Origin of the sequence: Shimia isoporae, assembly GCF_004346865.1 — a bacterium.
Taxonomy (GTDB): Bacteria; Pseudomonadota; Alphaproteobacteria; order Rhodobacterales; family Rhodobacteraceae; genus Shimia; species Shimia isoporae.
On the sequence record NZ_SMGR01000003.1, the window covers coordinates 296487 to 312975 of the forward strand.

Here is a 16489-nt window from a genome sequence, read left to right on the forward strand (position 1 = left end):
ACTCCCACGGTGACCGTTAAACCGGCACGAATGACTTTCAAATTGCCGCTTCACGCGCGTTCGTCTTTCGGAGACCCCATCACCACATAGCTTGTAATGGAATGCACGTTCTCGACGACACCCAAGACATCCGTGTGAAATCTTTTGTAGGCGTCAATGTCAGCGGCTTCGACCCGCAGCATATATTCCACGTTACCGGTCGTGTTGTGACACTCTCGCACTTCCGGCGCCGCCAGCATTGCCCGCTCGAAGCCCTCTCGCGCCGCTTTTGTGTGCCGGCCAAGCCCGACTGTCAGGTAAGCCACAAATCCGGTTCCCATTGCTGACCGGTTCAGAACCGCCCGATAGCCAGTGATGATGCCTGCCTTTTCAAGTGCGGCCACCCGCCGCAAACAGGCAGACGGCGACAATCCCACTCTGTCCGCGAGGGCCAAGTTGCTGATCCGCCCGTCGCGACTTAACTCACGCAATATATGTTCGTCAATTCGGTCAATATCCGCCATAAATTGCAATATTAAATCAACAACGCCGCAAAACGCAATTCCATGGCGCGAATTTTCGCGCACCGTTGCGTCATGACATACGACATCCTGCTCGCCCTAGCCTTTTTCGCCTTTGTCACGGTTTTTTCCCCTGGACCGAACAACCTTATGCTCATGGCATCGGGTGCGAACTTCGGTCTGAAACGCTCCGTGCCGCACCTCTTGGGTGTGGCAACCGGATTTCCAGCGATGATCGTTCTGGTTGGGTTGGGTGTGATGCAACTGTTTGACGCCTACCCTGTCAGCCACACCATTCTTAAGGTGGCTTCCGTCGCCTATATGCTCTGGCTGGCGTGGAAAATAGCCAATGCCGCTCCTCCGAAAGAAGCCCAGGCGGACTCGCGCCCGTTGACTTATTTACAAGCCGCCGCATTCCAGTGGGTCAATCCAAAAGCCTGGTCAATGGCACTTGGCGCGATCACGCTCTACGCCACCACCCGCGACCTGCTCGCAATTGTCATCGTTGCCGGAGTATATATGCTGATTGGATCTTGCAGCGCAACGAGCTGGACCGTGCTCGGAACAGGCATCCGCCGCTTGCTGGCAAAACCCGGTCGCCTGACCGTATTCAACTGGTGCATGGCCGCGCTTCTGTTGGCTTCGCTTGTGCCGACATTTCTCGCAACAACCTAGATCAGACGGCTGTAACCGGCTGCCGCAGGATCGTGCGAAGCTTTTCCGGCGGGACTCTTCGTGGATCGCCCAAGTAAATCTCGTGATGATGCCCGCCAAAGGTCAGGCCGGCTTCCGGCATCACAACGTCATGCAGCTCCGCCAGCACCGGTGCTTCGTCTGCATACGGCCCCACATGCAATGTCTGCAAACATGTGCCCTCCTCCAGAGACGTCAGCGTCACCTCCTGCAAGGCAAATACATCTTCCCCCTTCTTTGCCAGCTTTGCTTCGGCCTTGTCCCGCGCATTCTGTAGGTCGTCGTCCGTCACGGCATCAGGCATGCGTATCATCGCGGTCCATCGCCATTTGTCACGCTCGGACCGGACAAAGCTGCCGGGATCATCGGCCCACCAAAGGCTTTCTTGCGGTGGCACGACAAAGTCGGCTCCCAAAGCCTTTCGGGCAAACTTGATCCCGTAAGCCAAGGGATACAACGCCTTCAAAGCACGCCCGTAAACGGGTCCGCCGGGATCGCCTTGGCCTGTGATAGACAGAAACTGCAAGCGAGGCACCACGATCTGGTCCCAGCGCCCGACTTTACCGCTGTAATAAGGCTTGTCGGCCTTCTTGAAGTCAATCTTTCCGGTCATGCAGGTTTCTCCGCCAGTGGGAGACAAATCTCCGTCAGCAAATCCTCGGGCTTCGTATCCAACGGGCTGTTCAGGTAAATCTCGAAACATGGCGCATCACCAGGCATCTCGCCGCTTTCAGGCAACCACTTTCCAAACAGGGCATCGTATCCTTGGGGGATGAGGTCATAGGGCCCGCGTAACGTCAGAACGGCGTAACGTCCGCCAGATATGGTAAAACCCTCAAGGTCTTCAGGCACTTCGTTCAAACGCAATTCGGCTCCTGCCATTGAGCGAAGATCCGGTTCCGGCTTGGCCTCGGGGTTGTCGAAGTAAATGCCGACAGGATTTCCCAGCCTCGGCCACAGACCGTTAGCTTCACAAAGGCCAAAGAAGGCCTCGAATGCGGTTCCAATCCGGCTATACGCACCCTTGTGCACGACACCGGCAATCACCCGCGGTGGCTCTTCACGAACACTGACTGGAAACATCGGTCCTTCCCCCTCTTTACGTGTCATCAGAGGCGCCACATGCACGCCCTGTTTTCTGAATTTCGCGGGACTCGCGCCGTATTGTGACGCAAATGCCCGCCCGAAACTGCGCGGGTTGTCATACCCCACTGCGCGTGAAATCTCGTCCGGGGCGGCATCTTCCAGAAGCAACAAGCATGCGGCCTTGTGCAACCGCACCCTGCGCACGGCCTGCGCACAGGTTTCTCCCGTCATGGCGTGGAAAATCCGATGCCAGTGAAATCGGCTCATCGCGGCTTCATCAGCAAGCCGGTCCAGCGACATGTCACCGGCCGGATTGTCGTGAATGTACCTGAGCACCCGCATCAGCCGCTTGTCGTAGTTGGCCACACCCAGCCCTTTCTTCGTCATTGCAAACACCTTGCCACAGGGGCGCGGCACAAATCTTGCTGAATTCACCCAGCCGCCACAGCCGTTGCAATTCCCTCAGGTCAGCGTCATATAGCGAAGTCACAAGGCAAACCCGCCAAAGAGGATGCGATGACCAACTATCTCGACTTCGAAAAACCCCTCGCCGAAATTGAGGGCAAGGCCGAAGAGCTGCGCGCACTGGCGCGGACCAACGAAGAAATGGATGTCGCCGACGAAGCTGCCGCTCTGGACAAGAAAGCGGCAGACCTGCTTCAGGAGCTTTACAAAGACCTGACCCCTTGGCGCAAATGCCAGGTTGCGCGCCACCCCGAGCGTCCGCACACCAAAGATTACATCGAAGCGCTTTTCACTGAATTCACGCCGCTGGCTGGGGATCGCAATTTTGCCGACGACCTCGCCGTGACCGGCGGCCTGGCCCGTTTCAACGATCAACCGGTAATGGTGATCGGCCATGAAAAAGGCCACGACACCAAATCCCGCATCGCGCACAACTTCGGCATGGCCCGTCCCGAGGGCTACCGTAAGGCCGTGCGTCTCATGGAAATGGCCGACCGCTTCGGACTGCCGGTAATCGCACTGGTGGACACCACCGGCGCCTACCCGGGCAAAGGTGCCGAGGAGCGCGGTCAATCCGAAGCCATCGCGCGCTCGACCGAGGCCTGCCTGAACATCGGCGTGCCGCTGATCTCAGTGATCATTGGCGAGGGTGGCTCTGGCGGCGCCGTGGCCTTTGCGACTGCCAACCGTGTCGCAATGCTGGAACACTCAGTCTACTCGGTGATCTCGCCCGAAGGCTGCGCATCCATTCTCTGGAAAGATGCCGAAAAGATGCGCGAAGCGGCTGAAGCGCTGCGCCTGACCGCACAAGATCTGAAGAAACTGGGCGTGGCTGATCGCATCATCGAAGAACCGATGGGCGGCGCGCACCGCAACGCCAAAGCAACAATCGACAGTGTCCAAAAAGCGATTGCGGCAATGCTAAAGGAACTGAGCAAAAAAGACAGCAAGGCGCTGATCGCCGATCGTCGAAAAAAGTTTCTGGACGTGGGCAAAAAGGGTCTGGCTGCTTAAGCCATCATCCGGATCTCCCGCCAAAAAGAGCCGCCCCTTTCGGGGCGGTTTTTTGTTGGGCGTGGCTCAGCTTCGCTGAGCCTGTGGGTATTTTTGACCAGAAAGAAATAGTTCAGCAAAAGCGTGTTTTCGTCGCTTGAAGGCGGCGCGGTGTGCGCTAGGCTGGGCACATGTTGGCGATCCTCAGACATCCGACCTTTGCACGACTTTTTGCCGCACAGATCGTGGCGCTTGTGGGCACAGGTCTGTTAACAATCGCGCTTGGCCTCCTTGCCTATGATCTGGCTGGACCGCAGGCCGGCGCCGTGCTGGGCATGGCCTACACGATCAAAATGGTGGCCTATGTCGGGCTGTCCCCGGTGATGGGCGCGCTGGTGGCACGACTTCCGCGCCGCGCTGTATTGATCGCCGCGGACCTGATCCGGTTTGGTGTCGCGTTGTGCCTGCCGTTTGTCGACAGCGTTGCGCAGGTCTATGGCCTTATCTTTGTTTTGCAGGCCGCCTCCGCAACCTTCACCCCGACATTTCAGGCAACCATACCAGACATTTTGACGGATGAAGCCGAATATACTCGCGCACTTTCGCTCTCACGCCTTGCCTATGATCTGGAGAATTTGCTCTCACCCGCTCTCGCGGGGGCCCTGTTGTTGTTCGTGAGCTACTCGGGATTGTTTGTAGGCACCGCGCTAGGTTTTCTGCTGTCTACCCTGCTGATCTGGCAAACCAGTCTTCCCGGTCGAACAGACACGAAGGAGCGGCCATTTTTGCAACGGGTCACCCGAGGCGGCTGGATTTACCTCGCCACGCCACGCCTGCGGGGACTGCTGGCTTACAACACCGCAGCCGCTGCAGCCGGCGCCTTTGTTCTTGTCAACTCGGTGGTCATGGTACGCGAAACCTACGGCCTCGGCGAAACCGGCCTCGCCGTCGCAATGGGCGCTTTTGGGGCCGGCAGCATGCTTTCTGCATTGCTTCTGCCACGTCTGCTTGATCAAGTGCCGGACCGTCCCGTCATGGGCGCGGCCGCCTTGGCGCTTTCGGCGCTCACGCTTCTCCACGGTGCTGTCTTCTGGTTGGGTGGCGCGCTTTCATGGCCGCTGTTCCTCGGCGTATGGATGCTGACCGGGGTGCTGTATTCTGCGGTGTTGACGCCTTCAGGACGGCTCTTGCGACGCTCTGCCCGTTCCGAGGACCGCCCTGCGGTTTTCACAGCACACTTTGCGCTCAGCCACGCGTGCTGGCTGGTCACTTACCCACTGGCCGGATGGAGCGGTGTTAAATTCGGACTGGACGGGTCGTTGATTGTGATGGGCACTGTCGCGCTCGCGGCGACCTTGGTCGGGCGCTTTTTGTGGCAGGCGGCACCGGCGGAAATCGAACACGAACACACCAACTTACCCGACGACCACCCGCATCTCATCAAACATGGCGGCCGCCGTCACAGCCATGCCATTGTGATAGATGACGAACACCACGTTTGGCCAACTCAGGGGTAAGATTGGGTCGGTGCGGTCCTAGCTGGCCAGCAAACGCAGCCCCTGGGTCACGTCTGAGCGCACGGCGAGACGCAAGCCCGGCTCATCGCCTGCCTTCAGGGCCGCAATGATCAATCTATGTTGTGTTGGGGGTTCCGTGCGCCTCAAGCGACCATAGAGGGCCCGCATCGTCGGACCAAGTTGCAACCAGACGGTCTCTGCCATTGCCAGCATAGCCGGCGCCTGAGCCCGCAAATAAAGCGTGCGGTGAAATTCGAGATTGGCGCGGATGTACCCGACCGCATCCCGTCGCGCGACCGCTTCGGACACGGTGCCATTGATGCTCACCAAACGTTCGATCAACGCCATGTGCGCACGCGGCAAGGCCCGGCTGGCCAACTCAACCTCGATCAAGGCCCGCAAAGCGGCCAGTTCTTCGAGGCGCTCGCTCGACAGTTCCGGCGTCGACACGCGCCCTGATGTCGAAAGAAACAAGGCGCCCTCCGCAACAAGCCGCCGGACCGCCTCGCGCGCCGGCGTCATCGACACCTCATAGGTTTTGCCGATTCCCCGCAGCGTCAGCGCCGCTCCGGGTGCCAGCTCGCCATACATGATCCGCGCGCGCAACGCGCGGTAAACACGGTCATGCGCCGAAGTGGAAATATCTTGTTGCTGGCGGCTGGTCGGGATCATGGCGCGACTGTGATCACAAATCGAAAGAAGGTCAATGCAGCCTCAGGCAAAACGGTATCGGTGCAACTCCTGCCCCTGATCTCTTAGCCATTTTCGCTGCGCTTTGTAATCCCCGTGGATGCGCTCGACTTGGTCCCAGAATGCCTTGGAATGGTTCATTTCCTGCAGATGTGCGACCTCGTGCGCCGCAACATAGTCCAGCACATCTTCAGGCGCCATCACCAGCCGCCAGCTGAACATGAGGGCACCCGCTGAACTACAAGACCCCCAACGGGACCGAGTGTCCCTGAGCGTCATTCGGGTCGGCTTCCGCCCCAACTGCGCCGCATAGTGGTCCACTGCTTCAGCCAGCCGGTTGCGGGCCAACTCTCTTAAAAACCCCTGAACGCGAGCACCCGCTCGGCCAGCATCTCCAGGCACGGCGATTTCGTCCAGGCCCAGGACCACAGACCGTCCTTTGCCGGGTACGATCTGCCGCAACCTTCCCCCAACAGGCAGCATCGCTCCAGGGCTGACCTGAACAAGATCCGGCTGTTTGGAAAGCTGCGCGCGCAACCAGTCCGCCTTTTCGTGAGCGAATCCCAGCGCCTCTCGCTCGCGCACGCCTTTCGGCACCGTCAGGGTCACCTTCCCGTCCAACCGCGATACACGCAGGCTTATCCGCCGCGCGCGGCTTGAATGGCGCAAAACCACCGTTACCGGCGGGTTTCCCGGCAATATATGGTGCGACATTGACCCTCCTTGGCCCAGTTCGGGAGAAACCCCTTTGACACGGCCTCTTTGATATGGCAGTTGCCCCAAACCGTCGAGAGAGACTCAACCGATTCAAAGGGGATTTCCCATGCCCAAAGAAGAATGGGGCGTCAAGCGTGTGTGCCCGACTACTGGCAAGCGTTTTTATGACCTGAACAAAAACCCGATCGTCAGCCCATACACAGGCGACGTCGTAGAAGTAGATGCGGGCAAAAGCCGCATGATTGCAGCGGACGCCGAAGATGCAGCGACGCTGAAAGCCAAGAACATCGAGAACGCGGATGACGTGCTCGAGGATGATGACGCTGTTGACCTGGACCTCGAGGATGATGTCCTGGATGACGACGACGAGGATGACAACGTTTCGCTCGACGAGATCGCGGACGTGGCATCCGAAGACGACGACAGCTGATTATCGCACAATCTTCTCGGAGGCGGGATTTTTCACTTGAACCCGCCTCTGAATACGCCTAATCAGGCGCGCACAGGCTGAGAGGCCTGACAATGATGGGGCCTTAGCTCAGCTGGGAGAGCGCTACAATGGCATTGTAGAGGTCAGGAGTTCGATCCTCCTAGGCTCCACCATTACTCCAAAAAATCACAAATTGTTCGCGACTATACGTTCAGCCATCAGGCTGTTTCTACGTCCGTTTTGTCGTGGTGATATGACCGGCAGACGCGCCACGAGCGCACCTAGCCGGAGGGGTGATTCCGTTTCCGGAGCCAACGCGCGACGATTGGCGCTCCCAGAATGACCACCACGATCCGTGTTAAGTGATGGGCGATGACAAAGCCCAGATCGGCGCCGACAATGATCGACAGGACCGTCATCTCAGCCTGTCCGCCAGGGGCAAACGCCAAGAAGGCTTCCATAGGCGGAGCCAACCCCAAAAGGGTCACGCCTTCCGCAAAAATTGCCGCCAACAAGGCCAGCACCAACATGAAGGCCAGTCCAGCTGCCACGATCTGACGCAATTCGCGCAAGGTCACTCCGACATAGTGGACGCCAATGCCTGTCCCGATGAAGAACTGTGCGGTGAGAATAGCCTCTGCAGGCGGTCGGGAATGCAACAATCCCCCCATGGTGAGAGCCGCTGAGACGATCATTGGTCCAAGGATCGAAGCGCCGAAAAGGCCGATTCTTTCGCCGCCTTTCCAACCCACCAGGGCCGCCAAAACCATCAGAGCCATTTCACCAAGCGGAAGCTCCGCGGCAGGCTGGCCGATTGGATTACTCAAACTCGCGCCGTATAGGCCCGTAAGAATGAGCGGCGCCAGAGTCACGATCACCAGAACTCGTGTGGCGTGAATCAGAGACAGAACGCGGGCGCTGCCACCAGCCTCCTGCCCGAAAATGATCATGTCCTGCAAACCACCCGGCATCGCCGCATAATAGGACGTCACCGGATCAAAGCCCCCAACCCGGCGAAAAAATGGAACTCCTATGGCGCCGATGATGGCGACATAAATCGGCACCAGGGCGATCGATCCGGCCATTTGCGGCAAAGTTGCAACCACATCCGGGGTCAACGAAGTGCCAACGGCGACACCGAGGATCGTACGCGCCGCCACCGAAACCTGCCCGAACCCGGCCAGCTTCTGTCCTGACAGCGCCAACAAAAGGCAGGCGCTCATCGGACCAAAGAGAAAAGGCAATGGCAGGCCAAGCCACCAGAACAGCGCCGCACCGGAGCCGGCGGCAGCAAATGTTTTGGCTCTCAGAATGGGGTGGGTCATGACAGACGATTCCCAAGGGTACGCTTGACGCATTTGCATCCATTTGTATACATTCGGATACAAAGGCGCAAGGCGACCCCTCAAATGCAAGATGAAACCTCTCAACCCGACGGCCTGCACGGCAACGCAGCCTATGCAGCTTTGTTGAGTGAAATTCGAAATGGTGCCCTCTCCCCCGGCGACCGCCTGCGGGAAACCGACCTGGCCGCGCGATTGGGGATCAGCCGCACGCCTGTCCGCGAGGCGATCCGACAACTTGAAGCAGACGGCCTTGTGACTCACGTGCCACGTCAGGGAGCTTCTGTACGGTCATTGAACTATGCAGAGGTGATGGAATTGTATGAGATGCGAGCCGTTCTTGAGGGCACCGCGGCACGGCTTGCTGTACGCTCTGCCTCAGATGTCGAAATAGCCGAATTGCGAGCACTCAACGAGGAAATTCGCGCCGCCGGCGAAGGCACCCGCGCCTTCCACCTGAACCGCAGCTTTCATGCCCTTCTTCTGAACAGCGCCAAAAACCGTTTCCTCGCAAAGTCGGTGCAGGCCATGCAAAAGGCGATGATGATCCTCGGACCGACAACACTATCTCAATCGGAGCGCTTCGAGAACGCGGTTAAGGAGCACGGCGATGTGCTCGATGCACTTGAGGCGCGCGACGCCGACGCAGCAGAAGCCGCGATGCGGCGACACATCGAAGCCTCCCAGCGCACCCGCATCAAGGCGTTTCGTGAAACCGATGCTTTGCCGACGTAATACCGACGTTTTGCAGATGGTTCCTGATCTTAGGTGTCCCCGCCCGCCTCGGCACCGTCCGGCTGGCTTTCGCGGCGAGGCAGATACTCAGGAACATATAACCTGAGATAGGCCAGCGCCGCCCGCTTGGCCTCCTCAACACTCTCCTCGGAAACACGATCGGTTCTTAAATACTCACCGACCAGAACCGCTTCCGCTATGTCCAGCATAATCACCAGCGGGCGCTCCCCGCCAACGCAGGCCGGTAAAACGTAGGCTTCCGAAATCAAGTCTTGCAAACGCAGCGCAAAATCGGCCCCTCGCGGACGTTCGTCCGTGTAACGCACCTCGGGCATGACCTTGTTGGACAGCCGCAGCTGCTGCACGGTACGGGAAGACCGCAAGTAGTCGGCAATGCCGTCAATGACCTGCCCCACGATCATCTGCCAACTTTCGGATTTTGCGGGTTCAACGGGCGCTACTGCCGCATCGAACATCAGACCGGTATGCTTGACCAACAAGTTGGAAAAAAGGTCACTGACGTTGGTGTAGAACGAATACGCGGACGCCACCGGTATGCCCGCTTCCTTGGCGATATCTGCCAAAGAAATCTGATCAATATCTTTGCTCTCCAGCAACTTTTCAGCTGCATCTTCAAGTTGCTGCCTACGGACCAGTCCACGCGCCTGAGGTCCGCGACGGGTTTTCGGTTTGGTCGCCATAGCACCCTCCGTTTTGACTTAATAATGACCCACGCAATGGAGCTTCGCAAACAGATGCCTGCGGTCGACATAGCCAGCCACGGAACCCGGACTTCCCGATAATGGGCGGGTTTCGCATGGAATTTGCATGAATGTTCCGAAGAAAAACCCACAGAAAACGCGGCATCCATCGGCTTTCAGGACATAGATGCGGGCATCATTGCCCAACATCTGGTTACGTGATGCTGCGCCAGGATTTCGATTGGCTATGTCTCTACCTGAGCACATGTCTTTGACACCCCCATGTTGAATGTATATTGCGCTTTCAAGGCACGAAGCACATCTATGTTGAAAATTAGCTTTTGCCACTCCAACTGTCGGCCGAGGGGAAGGTTTAAGCAGCAACGCAAAGGAAAGAAACGCTAAGTTTGCATTGCGGTGTGAGTGGAGGCCAACACTAGCTCGGGCATCACAATTGCAGAAGTTGAAAACAAGTAGCGGTACTTCGTGCAATCTGTGGGCTATCGCAGTTAGCACACCGCTTAACAAAATCGAATGAAAAACGTGAAGACAACCATATCCAAGAACAATCTCCAAGGTTTCGGGGCTTGTGTAGTTCTGGCCACTCAACGAAGTGGAAGTACTCTCTTGTGTGAACACTTGAGAAATTCTGAACACTTTGGTCGACCTGCTGAACATTTTTGGGATCACTTAGTGTCTGGCAAGACACAGATGTCGGCATCCGATTTCAATAATGCAATGTCCGACTCGCGGCTAAACGATGTAGTTGGGCTAAAACTGATGTCGAACTACATCCCGACGATTGCGCGGCAGTATTCCCGCACGAACACGACTGGTTCGACAAGCGAGCATGAAATTTGCTCTCAATTCCTTAGCTCTTTTTCCGAGGCGGCTCACGGTACTCTGTTCATTACATTGAAACGGCGCGACGTAGTTTCACAGTCGATTTCGAGGCTGATGGCGAGAAAAACTGGCGACTGGCACAAGTGGAACAACAATGCTGACAATGGAGAACAAAAGATAGCAGGTGCAGTAGATCGAAAAGAAGCGATAAGTCGTATCTCGCCCATTGAAATAATTTCTAATGTTTCGCAAATCGATAGAGAAAACGATTTTATGCGATTAATCATAAAAAACCTAGATGAGCCGTTTCTACAGTTGGACTACGAAGATTTGGCCGAAACGCCTGAGTTAGTTTGCAAAAAAGTACATGACTTCGCTGGGTTGAGTGCGAAATCTGTTTGGAAGGCGCATCCGATGAAAAAAGTTACTTCGACTTCGGAGCGCGACCAAGTTGTTGCCAAGCTATCCAGTTTTTTGGGTTTGGATGAAAAACCCAATATTGAAGAATTGGTAGCTGCATGTCGGATTCAGATAAAGTCGGGTATTGAACGTGACACCGGACTTGTAAAGCCAGTTCAAAAGAAACGGTACCCTTGGAAGTACTTTTTCAACAATGAAAGTGCGCTTGAGTGAGCAGCCGTTGCGGGTGCCACATTCATTTTGAAGATCTTTGCGGTCTATGTCAGCCTGCAGCTTACAAAGAGACAGACTAGGGATCATAACGACTTCTCTTGTAAATGGTGTCCAAACCGGCATTCTAGGCATCGCTCTTCGGGAGCAATGCCGCGCTCTTGCCGGTTAGGCATCCTCAGCTCTAAGATTTGTCGGCTCTGATTGCGCTGTCCTCAATAGCTGGATCGGCAAACCACAATCTGACGCGCAAATTTTCCATGTTCGGCGCGTTAGAGTTCCAAACATCCAACCAATGTCCGGCGTTCACTAAATTTGCCTGATCAGATCGGTCGATAGGAACGGTCGGCTTATCTTGGATGACTGAAAATACTTGCAATTCAGAAAAATCTTCTTCGATCCAAAGTATGAATAGTCTTCCAGCGAGTAAGCGAAACCGAAACTAGTTGAAGTCCACACATAACCCCTTTTTCAGCAGCCGATCGGTGGAGGAACGAAGGGACGATCATTTCTAAAAATACCAATGAGTGACCGAACTCAAACCGAAGCGAAAAAATCGCGAATAGCTCACCTACTAAGCCGGAAAAACAGTACCCAATGGTCCTTAACTCTATGGCGCATAGCTTATTTGTCCGGCTTCGGATTGCGTTTGTCAAAAGCACTTTTCCAAAACGAACTCTCTCTTGCCGCCGCCCAACGCTTTATATCCGTAGCTTCCCTGCCAGACAACTTTGGGGCTAACTCAAGCCGCACGTCGTTTGTTCCTGGACCATCGGAGTGCGTGATACCCGCAAGGCAATGTAATGCTTCGTCGTCGGGGTCTTTTGCAAGGCTCAAAAACGCTTCTGCCCAAGCTGGATTAGCCAGTGTATCAGGCGAAAACCAATCAAGTAAAAAGGCATAGTCTTCCACGAATTTCATTACTCCCGATTGCGCTCGTTTAGCCGTCGCTTGATGCTCCAATTCCTCCTCTGTTTGAACTTCCAAAACCGGTTCTATCCCATGATTACTTGCCTTAAGATCAATTGTTGAACCATGCGGGGCCGTAAGGATGAATTCAAGTAGTTCGACCCCTCCTGTCAAAAGAGCATCGTTGAACTCATCGTACTTCTCGGAACTATTGAACCATCCCTGCATTTGCATGCCTAATTCGCTATTCAAACCCTTGCAGTCTCTATGTAATCCTAAATAGTACCCAAATACGCGTTGGGATGCCGTTGGATCAGACAATGAATGCAAAAAACAACGCTGAATGTTTCCGACCCACCCGATATCAACTAGCGCGACTCTTGAGTGCTCCGTGAGCGCATCGTCGTAGAATTTGGCAAATAGTTGTCGCATGCCTGCGTTTTTCTTCAGTACATCCATGTAAGCCGCGTTCAATGCTTTAGCGGCCTTGGGTTTCTGCGCTGGTGTAAGAGCAGTATTGATGTCCACAATACCAACTCGCTTCAAATCCTCCAAATAGTCTTCGGCTTTCAAACCCGCTGCCGAAAAGACACGATTTGCGGTGCTTTCATTCTTTCCCGAAAAATAAAACCAAACACGTTCAGGGTGCCAATCACGCACGCCTGTTTTAAACCCCGTTTTTCGCGACATATGGAAATAGTCATGTGTGAAGTTCACATCGGGAACCTTCTTGACACAGAGTTTAAAAAGCTTGGCCATCAACCAGCCATCCCTGGCAACAAATACCACGTGTTGGATACCAGTGTTCCGAAAATGCGCGATCAGCCAGCAGGTGAATCCGAACAGCATTGGCCCCCAGACCTGGTAAGCTATCCGTTCCAATGCGTCCTTTGGCATCCGCTCGATAGCATGTGGCTCACTTAGGGCCTCCATCAATGAATGAATGGCGTTGCCTGAGCCGCGAGCACGTCGATTTGTCGGAAGATTAACAATGTTTGCCCAAGTTGCATGGAATGCGGTTAGGCCAGCCTTGCGAGCATTGATGACGTCAGAATGTAAGTTATCTCCCACATGCAACCAATGCGTTCCTATTTCCAGGTTCTCGCGCCTGGCAATCTCACTAAACAATGTGCCATTGTGTTTTGAGAGTCGCACCTCTCCCGATATGTAAAGCGGATAAGAACTATCTTCATCAAAACCCGCTGAAACGAGGCGGTCTCGAACAAACTCAGGCGGCAAGTACATGTCGCTGACGAACAATATCTCGCACCCGGCTGCACGAGCGGCGTTGTAGAGAGATTTACCTTGCACTGAGGCATAAAGGAGCCGTGCCTCGCAGTCCAACTCAAGTCCCTTCAGCCAATTCGCGATGTCCGTTGGGGAACTGGTATCGCTAACCCATTGGTGGTAAATTTCAGCTAAGGTAACTTCACCTTCCCCGCCAAACTCTGCGATGCGCCTCTGCCGGGCATTTACCTCCGCTGTCCTGCGGGTCTCCGCAAAGTCGCTTAGGAGATTGTGACAAAGCAAACTTCGAGTGTCTTCGAATGCGCGGTACTGGACCAATTCGAAAACGTCGACGGGGGCCAAAACCTTTCGGTGTAATAGGGTATCGAAGATATCAAAACTGACAATCTTGAAATTTTCGAAATTTACATCAGTCTCTTTGGCCATCAAAATACGCGCTTACGTTTTCTGTTCAGTTCAGACAGAAAAGCTCCAAACTTCGTTTTCTGCTTTTTTGAGCCTCCGCGCGAAAGACTAGAAGCTAAAGTCCCACCGTTTAGGTCGAAATATGTGTGATTTAGTTTGTTTTCCAAGGACTGTGTCTGCAGACCCTGCTCGCGGAGCAATACCATAGTGGCTTCCAAAGGGGTGTGCGCTGCTCGTAGCAGCTTGTTACGAATATACCCGTTATAAAGATCATGTTTGGCTTTGCCCGCCACCACAGAATTCCCAAGATCTCCAGTCGCCTCGTTTCTATGGTGATAGAACGCAAGCAGCTCAGGGTGCACCCAAATATCCGCTTCCATGCAAAATCTAAGATTAAAATCCCAGTCGCCCAGAACTGGAAGGTTTTGATCAAAACCGCCTAATTTTCGAGCGAGAGTCAGATCAAAAACAAAGGCTATGGGAGGGAATAGATTTTGCATGGACATACGTGCCAAGCTAATCAAGCCTTCCGTCAAACGATCCGGAGACTGATCGTTCCATGGCGCGATTTTATCGATTTGTATTTGATTGGCAGTTACTGTCTCTAGAACCCAATTTACTCGTGTCACCACGCCACGAACACTTGGGATCTTGGCGTTCGCTTCCCTCAAGACGGCTGTCGCGACTGCCAGCATATCTGGAGCCCAACTATCATCGTCATCATGGATAATCCCAAGTTCAGTGTTCAGCCTTGAAAGACCTGAATTGCTCGCGGCCTCCATACCCACAGATTCAGGGTGATGAATGACGCTGACCCGCTTATCGTTACCAAACACCGAATTAACCAAAGCGTCCACGGGCTCCGGCTGTCCGCCATCGTTTACAATTACCAATTGCCAGTGCGGATAGGTTTGATCCTTTACGCTTTCCAGCGCACGTCGCAATAGCACGGCCCTATTCTTGGTGCGCGTAACAATTCCAACCGACACGGTTTCACTATATTCATACTTAGGCGAAACGAAAGGTGCGGAAGGTATCGGCAATTTTGAACCATTGGCGTCTGCTGAAATTAACGACGTCATTCCGAACAACTCTTCACGATCGACAAAGATCAGATTTATTTCTGTGCGAGCTGCGAGCACATAGCCTTTCGTGTGCATATACTGAATGATTGACGTGCTTTGACCTTCAACAAAATGATCCGACGGTTCTGCCTGCACCACAACAGGCCGCCAATGTACCCAGTCTACATCCTGCAGGATGTCTAAATCCATACCTTCTACGTCAACCGCCAAGAAAACAGGTGGGTTGTCCGAAAAGTGCGCTTCGAGCAAAGCGTTGACCCGCATCGCAGGCACCGTCCGCGCTTCTGCGAGACCAACTTTTCCGCCCTGCCACTCCTCAACAAAACTCCGGCTCAGAGAGCTTAGTTCGGACTGGTTTGAGATAAAAAACTCCACTTCGTTGACGTCTTCATTCGTAACGGCACAATACAAAATCTCGTCCTCAGGACGCGCAGCTTGTAGTGCATCGTGGAGGTCAAGATTTGCTTCGACCAAAACTCCTGTCATGCCATACAATCGCTGCAGCAAGTAGCTCGAGCTAGTGGCAATTGGATGATTCGCTCCGATTTCGAGGTAACGGTAATCAGATAGATTGGCACCGGTACGCTGGGCCCACGCCGACAGCAGCCCATCCACAATGATGTCTTCTGACAATTGGCCATATTGTTCGCGAAGAGCTACTTCTATGTCGGGATGCTGGATCTGAAACTTATTAATGTGCTCTTCTATGAAATTGTTTTTGGACATATTGAGGCTTTGCCGGTTTGTGGTTTCTCGTATGGCGGTCCTATGCATTTACGACGGAACTGTCAAAGAAAACACGCCTCCAAAATTTGGTGAACTACGTGGGTTTACTGGTCTTTGGCCTCTCGCTTGCCATTCATTGGTTCAGCGCTGTGGAGATCAAAGCTACGTTGGCCTAACATTGACATCCAAAATTCATTCTAGAATGCAAGTGGCTTGCAGGCTTTTTTGCGAGACAGCGGCCGTTTCAGCCTTAAGATTTTTTGATACCTTCTGAAGTCTTCTGCACAAAGCGATGCAAATGGGATCAGTTTGCGGAAACCTTGTGGCGGTCCGGCAGAATTCGAACCTGCAACCTGCCCATTCGGAGCGGGCTGCTCTATCCAGTTTAGCCACAGGACCGTTGTTTTGTGCACCGTGTGTAAGCACGTGTATCGTCCATCACCATCACGAACCACTCTGACGTGAACCCGCTTGGTTATCAGTGACTTGAGTGTCGCATGGCAGCAGACGACGTGCAACATGCATCGCACCGGAACTGCATCCCTGACTCGTAGTAACGTCAGCATACTGAGTGACAGCGGAGTGATAAGAGTGACACTGGAGTGACGAGGGTGCCACAACCGTTGTGATGATATGACCAAATACACGCCGACGCGACCGGGTGCAGACACGTGACAACACTTGTGCGACGGGGGTAGCCAAGTGAGCCATCCACCTCCCTCTGCGCAACATCCCCCGCCCAAAATCAAAACCCCGGTCTATGCCAAGTGGCC

15 protein-coding genes and 1 tRNA gene are annotated in these 16489 nt (G+C 54.5%); 7 read left to right on the top strand and 9 right to left on the bottom strand.

Annotated features, from left to right (window positions below; all coding sequences use genetic code 11):
* Positions 1–50: 50 nt before the first annotated feature.
* Entirely contained in the window at positions 51–503 is a 453-nt protein-coding gene (locus BXY66_RS15800) for an Lrp/AsnC family transcriptional regulator (RefSeq protein WP_132861353.1), read from the bottom strand.
* 72 nt (positions 504–575) lie between these two features.
* Here BXY66_RS15800 and BXY66_RS15805 point away from each other — a divergent pair, with 72 nt between their 5' ends.
* Positions 576–1175 carry a LysE family translocator gene (locus BXY66_RS15805; RefSeq protein ID WP_132861560.1) on the top strand — a complete coding sequence of 200 codons (600 nt, stop codon included), beginning with the start codon at positions 576–578 and terminating at the stop codon, positions 1173–1175.
* Position 1176: 1 nt separating this feature from the next.
* Here BXY66_RS15805 and BXY66_RS15810 read toward each other — a convergent pair whose 3' ends face one another.
* Together BXY66_RS15810 and BXY66_RS15815 are read right to left on the bottom strand one after the other, a co-directional pair.
* Entirely contained in the window at positions 1177–1806 is a 630-nt protein-coding gene (locus BXY66_RS15810; protein WP_132861354.1) for a GyrI-like domain-containing protein, read from the bottom strand.
* A complete protein-coding gene (locus BXY66_RS15815) occupies positions 1803–2666 on the bottom strand; it encodes an AraC family transcriptional regulator (protein ID WP_132861355.1) in 864 nt (287 codons plus the stop codon). Before BXY66_RS15815 ends, BXY66_RS15810 begins: the two co-directional genes overlap by 4 nt.
* 129 nt (positions 2667–2795) lie before the next feature.
* On the opposite strand from BXY66_RS15815, the gene BXY66_RS15820 reads away from it, so the two are divergent.
* Together BXY66_RS15820 and BXY66_RS15825 are read left to right on the top strand one after the other, a co-directional pair.
* Positions 2796–3758 (top strand): acetyl-CoA carboxylase carboxyltransferase subunit alpha, encoded by a 963-nt coding sequence (locus tag BXY66_RS15820; RefSeq protein WP_132861356.1) that lies wholly within the window; start codon positions 2796–2798, stop codon positions 3756–3758.
* Positions 3759–3928: 170 nt separating this feature from the next.
* A complete protein-coding gene (locus BXY66_RS15825) occupies positions 3929–5254 on the top strand; it encodes an MFS transporter (protein WP_132861357.1) in 1326 nt (441 codons plus the stop codon).
* Between the two features lie 18 nt (positions 5255–5272).
* Here BXY66_RS15825 and BXY66_RS15830 read toward each other — a convergent pair whose 3' ends face one another.
* Positions 5273–5926, bottom strand: coding sequence for a GntR family transcriptional regulator (locus BXY66_RS15830; protein WP_132861358.1), 654 nt, complete (start codon positions 5924–5926; stop codon positions 5273–5275).
* A gap of 42 nt (positions 5927–5968) precedes the next feature.
* On the bottom strand, positions 5969–6658 hold the full coding sequence (locus BXY66_RS15835) for a M48 family metallopeptidase (RefSeq protein WP_132861359.1): 690 nt from the start codon (positions 6656–6658) through the stop codon (positions 5969–5971).
* A 109-nt stretch (positions 6659–6767) separates the two neighbouring features.
* Here BXY66_RS15835 and BXY66_RS15840 point away from each other — a divergent pair, with 109 nt between their 5' ends.
* Both BXY66_RS15840 and BXY66_RS15845 read left to right on the top strand, forming a co-directional pair.
* Complete coding sequence (locus BXY66_RS15840; protein WP_132861360.1) at positions 6768–7091, top strand: TIGR02300 family protein; 324 nt, start codon at positions 6768–6770, stop codon at positions 7089–7091.
* Positions 7092–7188: 97 nt separating this feature from the next.
* Positions 7189–7264: transfer RNA gene (locus BXY66_RS15845), tRNA-Ala, on the top strand.
* 108 nt (positions 7265–7372) lie between these two features.
* Here the strand turns inward: BXY66_RS15845 and BXY66_RS15850 are convergent.
* Complete coding sequence (locus BXY66_RS15850; RefSeq protein WP_132861361.1) at positions 7373–8416, bottom strand: AbrB family transcriptional regulator; 1044 nt, start codon at positions 8414–8416, stop codon at positions 7373–7375.
* An 84-nt stretch (positions 8417–8500) separates the two neighbouring features.
* On the opposite strand from BXY66_RS15850, the gene BXY66_RS15855 reads away from it, so the two are divergent.
* Positions 8501–9169: a GntR family transcriptional regulator gene (locus BXY66_RS15855; RefSeq protein WP_132861362.1), complete on the top strand. Its 669-nt coding sequence runs from the start codon at positions 8501–8503 to the stop codon at positions 9167–9169.
* A 29-nt stretch (positions 9170–9198) separates the two neighbouring features.
* Here the strand turns inward: BXY66_RS15855 and BXY66_RS15860 are convergent, their stop codons facing one another.
* Positions 9199–9870 (bottom strand): TetR/AcrR family transcriptional regulator, encoded by a 672-nt coding sequence (locus tag BXY66_RS15860; protein WP_132861363.1) that lies wholly within the window; start codon positions 9868–9870, stop codon positions 9199–9201.
* 534 nt (positions 9871–10404) lie between these two features.
* Here BXY66_RS15860 and BXY66_RS15865 point away from each other — a divergent pair.
* A complete protein-coding gene (locus BXY66_RS15865; RefSeq protein ID WP_132861364.1) occupies positions 10405–11346 on the top strand; it encodes a Stf0 family sulfotransferase in 942 nt (313 codons plus the stop codon).
* A 621-nt stretch (positions 11347–11967) separates the two neighbouring features.
* Here BXY66_RS15865 and BXY66_RS15870 read toward each other — a convergent pair.
* Both BXY66_RS15870 and BXY66_RS15875 read right to left on the bottom strand, forming a co-directional pair.
* Positions 11968–13926, bottom strand: a complete 1959-nt coding sequence (locus BXY66_RS15870) for a hypothetical protein (RefSeq protein ID WP_132861365.1) — start codon at positions 13924–13926, stop codon at positions 11968–11970.
* The gene (locus BXY66_RS15875; protein WP_165929210.1) at positions 13926–15716 is read right to left on the bottom strand and encodes an FkbM family methyltransferase; all 1791 of its coding nucleotides are present in this window, start codon (positions 15714–15716) and stop codon (positions 13926–13928) included. The genes BXY66_RS15870 and BXY66_RS15875 overlap by 1 nt, the downstream gene beginning before the upstream one ends.
* Between the last annotated feature and the right edge of the window lie 773 nt (positions 15717–16489).